The 6,838-nt window shown below is 70.5% G+C and carries 9 protein-coding genes; 6 read left to right on the plus strand and 3 right to left on the minus strand.

Annotation, left to right across the window (positions count from 1 at the left end; translation table 11 throughout):
• Position 1 precedes the first annotated feature (1 nt).
• Both ABEA43_RS58810 and ABEA43_RS58815 read left to right on the plus strand, forming a co-directional pair.
• Positions 2-925, plus strand: coding sequence for a carbohydrate ABC transporter permease (locus ABEA43_RS58810; RefSeq protein WP_345576658.1), 924 nt, complete (start codon positions 2-4; stop codon positions 923-925).
• A complete protein-coding gene (locus tag ABEA43_RS58815) occupies positions 925-1,743 on the plus strand; it encodes a carbohydrate ABC transporter permease (protein WP_345576660.1) in 819 nt (272 codons plus the stop codon). The genes ABEA43_RS58810 and ABEA43_RS58815 overlap by 1 nt, the downstream gene beginning before the upstream one ends.
• Here ABEA43_RS58815 and ABEA43_RS58820 read toward each other — a convergent pair.
• The 3 genes from ABEA43_RS58820 to ABEA43_RS58830 all read right to left on the minus strand — a co-directional run bounded on the left by ABEA43_RS58820 (position 1,733) and on the right by ABEA43_RS58830 (position 4,245).
• Positions 1,733-3,244: a carboxylesterase/lipase family protein gene (locus ABEA43_RS58820; protein ID WP_345576662.1), complete on the minus strand. Its 1,512-nt coding sequence runs from the start codon at positions 3,242-3,244 to the stop codon at positions 1,733-1,735. The two genes, ABEA43_RS58815 and ABEA43_RS58820, sit on opposite strands and share 11 nt — an antisense overlap.
• 82 nt (positions 3,245-3,326) lie before the next feature.
• The gene (locus ABEA43_RS58825; RefSeq protein ID WP_345576664.1) at positions 3,327-3,740 is read right to left on the minus strand and encodes a nuclear transport factor 2 family protein; all 414 of its coding nucleotides are present in this window, start codon (positions 3,738-3,740) and stop codon (positions 3,327-3,329) included.
• 22 nt (positions 3,741-3,762) lie between these two features.
• A complete protein-coding gene (locus ABEA43_RS58830) occupies positions 3,763-4,245 on the minus strand; it encodes a DUF3237 domain-containing protein (RefSeq protein ID WP_345576666.1) in 483 nt (160 codons plus the stop codon).
• Between the two features lie 129 nt (positions 4,246-4,374).
• On the opposite strand from ABEA43_RS58830, the gene ABEA43_RS58835 reads away from it, so the two are divergent.
• The 4 genes from ABEA43_RS58835 to ABEA43_RS58850 all read left to right on the plus strand — a co-directional run.
• On the plus strand, positions 4,375-5,064 hold the full coding sequence (locus ABEA43_RS58835) for a winged helix-turn-helix transcriptional regulator (RefSeq protein WP_345576668.1): 690 nt from the start codon (positions 4,375-4,377) through the stop codon (positions 5,062-5,064).
• Positions 5,065-5,203: 139 nt separating this feature from the next.
• Entirely contained in the window at positions 5,204-5,719 is a 516-nt protein-coding gene (locus tag ABEA43_RS58840) for a hypothetical protein (RefSeq protein WP_345576670.1), read from the plus strand.
• A gap of 11 nt (positions 5,720-5,730) precedes the next feature.
• Positions 5,731-6,153 (plus strand): SHOCT-like domain-containing protein, encoded by a 423-nt coding sequence (locus ABEA43_RS58845; RefSeq protein ID WP_345576672.1) that lies wholly within the window; start codon positions 5,731-5,733, stop codon positions 6,151-6,153.
• A gap of 363 nt (positions 6,154-6,516) precedes the next feature.
• Positions 6,517-6,838 (plus strand): ATP-binding cassette domain-containing protein (locus ABEA43_RS58850; RefSeq protein WP_345576674.1); only part of this gene is annotated, 322 nt, incomplete at its 3' end.

The raw sequence follows: 6,838 nt of genomic DNA on the forward strand, positions 1-6,838 counted from the left end.
GATGCCGCTGCTGCTCGCCGGCCGGCACGCCGGAGCCCCCAGTCGCGGGACGCGGTGGCTCAGCCGCAACCTGACCGGCTGGGGGTTCGCCGGCCCCGCCACGCTGCTCGTCATCGGCCTGTCGATCTTCCCGGCGGTGTGGGCGTTCCTCATCTCGCGCCAGAAGTGGAACGGCATCGCCCCCGCCAAGCCGATCGGCTGGACGAACTACGAGGTCATGGCGCAGGACCCGGACCTGTTCGCGGCGGCCGGCCACACGCTGATCTTCACGGTCCTGTTCGTGCCGTCGTCGATCCTCCTCGGGATGCTCATCGCGGTCGCGCTCAACCGCCCGATCCGGCTGGTCGGCTTCTATCGCACGTGCATCTTCATCCCGTTCGTGGCCTCGGCGGCGGCGACCGGCATCCTGGCCAGCTTCGTCTTCAATCCCCAGTACGGCGCGGCCAACAGCGTGCTGCGCGTTCTCGGCCTGCCGCAGCAGCAGTTCCTGGAGAGCCAGTCGCAGGCGCTCACGGTGATCTGCCTGATCGCGCTGTGGGGACAGGTCGGCTTCACCGTGGTGGTGTACCTGGCCGCGCTGCAGGACATCCCCAAGGATGTCGTCGAGGCGGCCAGGATGGACGGCGCCAACCGCTGGCAGGTCTTCCGGAACGTCACCCTGCCCGCCCTGGGCCCGGTCACGGTGTTCACCGCCATCTGGCAGACGATCACCGCGCTCCAGCTCTTCGACCTGGTCTTCACCACGACCAGGGGCGGCCCGCTGGGCGCGACCCAGACCATCGTCTACTACGTCTACGCCCAGGCCTTCCAGCTCACCAGGTTCGGCTACGGCTCGGCCGTGGCGTACGGGCTGTTCGCCGTGACCATGCTCATCACCGTCGGGATGATCCTGTACTCCCGGCGCAGCAAGATCGAGGCCTTCTGATGCGACGCCTGCCCTTCAGCCCGTGGCATCTGCTGCTGATGCCGGTGGCCCTGCTGTTCGCGCTGCCTCTCGTGCAGATGGTGCTGACCGCCTTCATGCCGGACAGCGACATCAACCGCTTCCCGCCGCGCTTCATCCCGAGCCGGCTGCAGCTCGACGGCTTCACCGGCCTGTTCACCCAGTCGCCGGCACTGCACTGGCTGCTCAACACGGTGATCGTGGCGGCGGTCGCGGTCGTCTCGCACCTCATCCTGTGCTCCATGGCCGGGTACGGCTTCGCACGGCTGAAGTTCTTCGGCAAGAGCGCCGGGTTCATGGTGATCCTCGCGACCATCATGATCCCGACTCAGCTGCTGATGATCCCGACGTACATCATGTTCAGCCGGCTCGGCCTGATCGACACGCTGGCGGCGGCGTTCGTGCCCTGGCTGGCCTCGGCGTTCGGGATCTTCCTCATGCGGCAGTTCTTCCTGTCGCTGCCCGCCGAGCTGGAGGACGCGGCCCGCATCGACGGCTGCAACACCTTCGGGGTGTTCTGGCGCGTGGTGCTGCCGCTGGCCCGCCCGGCGCTGGCCACGCTGACCGTGTTCACCCTGCTCGGCTCGTGGAACGACCTGATCTGGCCGCTGGTCGCGATCAGCGACGAGAACGTCTACACGATCCAGCTCGGCCTGGCCAACTTCCAGGGCACCCGGCACACGCAGTGGTCGCTGCTGATGGCGGGCAACGTGGTGGCGACGATGCCGCTCATCATCGCCTTCGTCGCGGCGCAGCGGCAGTTCGTCGCGACGATGACGTTCAGTGGTCTCAAGGGGTGAGGCGTAACGCGAGCGGGGCGAAGTCGTGCCCGGCCCACAGCTCACGGGAGATCTCCTCCGGATACGCCCTGATGCCGGGCTCGGTGTCGATGACCCAGGTGAACCTGTCACCCGGCTCGTACGCCGGCCAGCCCGGATCCCCGGTGGTGGCGAAGGCGATCCAGGCGGCGCGCACCCGGGCCGACAGCTCGGCGGCGGCCGGCGGCGGATCCTGGCCGATCAGCAGCCCCGCCGCCCCTCCATCCGTCAGGTTGCCGAACGTCAGCGGCAGGCCGAGCCCGTGGCAGGCGCCGAGAGCATCGCCACCCATGCCGGGGGCCGGCCAGGTCAGCTCGTACAGGTGCGCCCGGCCGCCGTGCCGGTGCAGCTCCTCGGCCAGCCGGACGGACGGCATCCGGAACAACCAGTCGGAGTGCACCAGCTCGTACAGCCGCTCGTCACCGGCTTCCGGGTAGGCGGCCCGGTAGGCCTCCGGATCCGGGGCCAGCTCCCGCAGCGCGGCGGCCGCCCGCTCGGCGGTGATCTGGCCGATGTCGCCCTGGAGGGCGAGGAACAGCCGATATTCGTCGCGGGTGTGCCCCGCGATCAGGTCCACGTCGGGCGCGGCCCCGTCCGCCAGTGACCGCCACGGCGTGTCGGCCAGCACCTCGCCGTCCACGACCGGCGCGAACGGCGTCCGGATGTACGCCGCCCGGTCCCACTGCGGGTGGCCGTCCATCTTGTCCGCCACCGCGTCCCCGGCGTCGATCAGCCGCTCCGGCGACAGGCGGGCGAGCTCGTCCGCGCGCGGGGGCACGCCCAGCTCGCCGGCCACGGCGGTGGCGATGTCGGCGGCCAGCTCGGCGGAGTAGAACAGGCCCGGCACGCTCTGCACGATCGCCCTGCGGAACAGGCCGGCGGCCTGGGGCATCGTCATCAGCGCCGCGATGCTCCCGGCTCCCGCGGACTCCCCGAAGACGGTGACCCGGCCCGGATCTCCGCCGAAAGCCGCGATGTTGTCGCGCACCCAGCGGAGGGCGGCCACCTGGTCCAGCAGGCCGCGGTTGGCCGGCGCCCCGTGGAAGTGCCCGAAGCCCTCGGCGGAGAGGCGGTAGTTGAAGGTGACCACGACGACGCCGTCGCGGGCGAGCACGCGGCCGTCGAAGAGCGGGTCGCCGGACCGCCCGTACATGTAGCCGCCGCCGTAGATCCACACCATCACCGGCAGCCGGGCGGCGCCCAGGTCGGGGGACCAGACATTGGCCGTCAGCCAGTCACCGTCCGCGTCGTCCGCCCAGGACGAGCCCAGCAACCTGGACTGCGGCGGCGGCGGACCGAACGCGACGGCCTCGCGCACCCCGTCCCACGGCTCGGCCGGCGCCGGTGCGGCCAGTCGCAGGGCGCCCACCGGCGGGCTCGCGAACGGCACGCCACGGAAGACGGACACGCCGTCCTCCGTCCGCCCGCGCAGCGTTCCCGTGATCACCCGGACCTCAGGGTCGGCGGATCCGATGGCGCTCATGGCACGCTCCTCTTCCGGGGGCGCCGGCTGCCACAGCCAGGCTCGGCCATCTTCGCCCGAACCACGGGCTCACCGCACCTCGTTATCGGGCGGTCCATCCGGGGGTCATGAGCGCGGCCTGTGCCTGGGGAAGGTCGATGAACGTGTCCTTGCGTTCGACCAGCCCGTCCGCATCCAGGGTGACGACGTCCAGGCAGTCGAAGCGGATCGGCCGCCGATGGCCGTCCTGGCCGGTCAGAACGGCGGTGAGAGCCCAGTCGAGAACCCAGTGGCGGTCGCCGACGATCACCCGGTACGTCTCGAACCCCAGGTCCGGCCACTGCTCGAACAGGGCGGCGAAGGTGTCGCGCACCGCCGTCCTGCCGTGGACCGGCCGCTCGCCGTTGTGCAGCCAGAACTGGCTTCCTGGCGAGTGCAGGGCGACGATCGCGGCCACGTCGCGGGTGGCGAACGTGGCGGCATAGGTGTCGAACAGGTCCCTGGTGGTGGGGGGCATGGTGTTCCTTCCGATCGGCCGATCACTGGACGCTGTAGACGCGGTAGTTGACGTGGTGAAGGGACAGCTCGTTGATCGCGATGGCGACGGTGGAGTTCAGCCACGCGTAGCCGGCCGCGCCGGTCTCGAACAGCGGCGCGGTCCGTGCGTGCATCTCGTCCCAGCCGATGGTCTGGCCGGCCAGCAGCCGGTCGATCGCCGCGTCCGACAGCGCGGCGCGGCCGGTGACGGTGACGAACACCAGCTCCCCGTCATGGGTACGGATCGTCGCCCGGACGTCGAGGCGCGCGACGCGGTCGGAGCCGATGACGATCCAGTCGCCTCCGCCGGGCAGGAACTCGCCGCGCAGCCGCGGGCCCTCGACGGTCCCGTGGCGGACGACGGCGATCATTCGCGTGCCCAGCGGGGTGGACAGGGTCTGCATCGCCTGGAAGGTGATGGCGAAGTCGCACAGGTGCTCGATCGCCAGTGCGGTGGTGGCTGGGTCGGTGTCGACGAGAGTCACGCGGTCCTCCCGGGCCGGTTGGGGGAAGCAGGCTCCACCTTCGAGCTCGTACTTGGAAAAGTCAAGTGAGCAATCTGGATTCCAGACTGACAGCTTGGGTTTCACGACCTGTGGGATAGGCTGCGGGTCATGACATCGCGGTCGTACGGCCATTACTGCGCGGTGGCCAAGGCACTCGACCTGGTCGGCGAACGCTGGTCCCTGCTGGTCGTCCGAGAGCTGCTCAACGGGCCGAAACGCTACGTCGACCTGCTCGCCGGGCTCGCGGGCATCTCCACCGACATGCTCGCCACCCGCCTGAAGGCCCTGGAGGACGCCGCGATCATCAGCCGGCGCACCCTCCCGGCGCCCGCCGCGTCAAAGGTGTACGAGCTGACGCCGCTCGGCCGGGACCTGCAACCGGCGGTGACCGAGCTCGCCCGGTTCGGCCTGCGCCTGCTGAGCGACCAGGGCGACGACGCCTTCGAGATCCACTGGATCACGCCGTCCCTGCAGGCGATGTTCCGGCCGGAGCGGGCCCAGGGCGTGTCCCTCACCGTCGAGTTCGCCGTGGACACCGGCGCCTTGCACGGCCGCATCGCCGACGGAGCCCTGCGCACCTTCCCCGGCCACGCCGACGATCCCGATGTCGTCCTCACCTTCGCCGACGCCGCGACACTCGCCGAGATCGGGCGCGATCCCGCCGCGGCGCTCATCGCGATCTCCACGGGCCGCCTCCACGTACAGGGAGGACCCGACGCCGTCCAGACCGCCGGCGAGCTCTTCGGGCTCACCGAACGGGCCGGCCCTCGGGCGTCATGCTCGGGACGGGTTTCCTGAGCGCCGCCGCCGCGATCGCCCAGCTCCTGGCCGTGCGCGGCGTCGTTCGCCGGGACGCGGTCCTTGGCTTCTCCCCCGGAGCCCATGGCTCCTCCTGCTCCCGTCGGCGTTTCTCCTGGCCTTCGCCGCGGCCAACCTCGTGTCAGACCGGATCGCCCGCGCCACAGCCCCACCCGGGTCCTTCTGGGAGGCCGACCACGCGCTCGGCGTCATGTGGCAGGTGTGCGCCTTCGCCGGCATACCCGCCGCAGGTCTGGCCCTGCACGGGATCCTCCTGCGCAGGCACGGCGTCCGCCCGCGCTCCCTGCTGATCATCGGCGTCTTCACGGTCGTCTTCCTGCTGGCGCTGCTCCTGGTGGCGTGGGGCAACCTGGTGATGTACATGGACGAGCAGTCGGGCTTCTCCGAGCATCTCCCCGGCTGGCGGGAGGAGGTCACCACCGGCATCCTCGGCGCCGCCGCCCTCATCCAGCTCGCCGCCCTCCCGCTGCTGGCCCGGCGGGGGGCAGGCGCGGGGCTCCGGGATCCCTCGGAGGAACCGTCGCGTCCAGTGCCGCGGGCACTGGACACCGGCCGGCGCATCGTCTCCGCCTTGCCCGGCACCCGGGTCGACGTCGAGCAGGGCCGTACGGCTGTGCTCGTGGCCATCCGATAGGAGAGGTTCCGATGAACGAACAGCGCAAGGACATCCTCGGCATGCTGGCCGAAGGCAAGATCACCGCAGAGGAGGCCGATCAGCTCATCGCCGCCCTCGACCAGGACCGGCCGTCGCCCGCGCCGAGTCCCGGCGCCCGGCCGAAGGGCAGGGCGAGATACCTGCGGGTGGTGGTGGAAACCCTGGACGCCGGCGAGCCGGGGCGGATCAACGTGCGGATCCCCCTGCAGCTGCTGCGGGCCGGCGTCCAGCTGGCGGCCCTCATCCCGCCGCAGGCACTGGATCGGGCCAACGCCGAGCTGGCCAAGTCGGGCGTGCCGCTCGACCTGACGCAGCTCAAGCCCGAACAACTTGAGGCGCTCGTGGAGCACCTCGACGAGCTGACCCTGGAGGTCGAGCAGCCCGACGCCCAGGTGCGTGTCTTCTGCGAGTAGCCGCCGCCCGAGGCCGCGCCCCCCAGCGAGAGCGCGGCTGAATCTCCGATCTGAAGGCTGAAGCCGCCCATCGGCGGAGGGCCACTCGGATGAGTGGCCACGTGCGCCCGCCGGAGATGCCGATCGCCGGCCATGCGCTGCCCGTTCAAGCCGAGCACCACCTCTCTCGACTGCTTCCCGCCACGTGTCAGCGGCCGCGTCAGGACGGCGACGGCCCGGTATCAGCGCGGTCGGCGATGGTGGACCCCATGAACGGTTGAGCACCCCAGAGAACCCGTTCTTACCCCCGCTTGCGCCTCAGCTATTCAGCGATACTATGTACCGGTAGTCAATAACACTACCTACGAGAGATCAGGTATCCAGATGACAGCCCACCAGCTCCAGCGGCCTGCGATCCGCGTGCAGGGCCTGGAGAAGTCGTACAAGAACCTGCACGTGCTGCGCGGCGTGGACTTCGCCGTGGCGCCCGGCAGCATCTTCGCCCTGCTCGGCTCCAACGGAGCCGGCAAGACCACCGTCGTGAAAATCCTGTCCACGCTGCTCAAGGCCGACGCGGGTACGGCCGGCGTGCACGGCTTCGACGTCACCACCCAACCGGCGGACGTACGCGAGTCGATCAGCCTCACCGGGCAGTTCGCCGCCGTCGACGAGATCCTCACCGGCCGGGAGAACCTCGTGCTGGTCG

Origin of the sequence: Nonomuraea rosea, from assembly GCF_039539705.1 — a bacterium.
GTDB lineage: Bacteria > Actinomycetota > Actinomycetes > Streptosporangiales > Streptosporangiaceae > Nonomuraea > Nonomuraea rosea.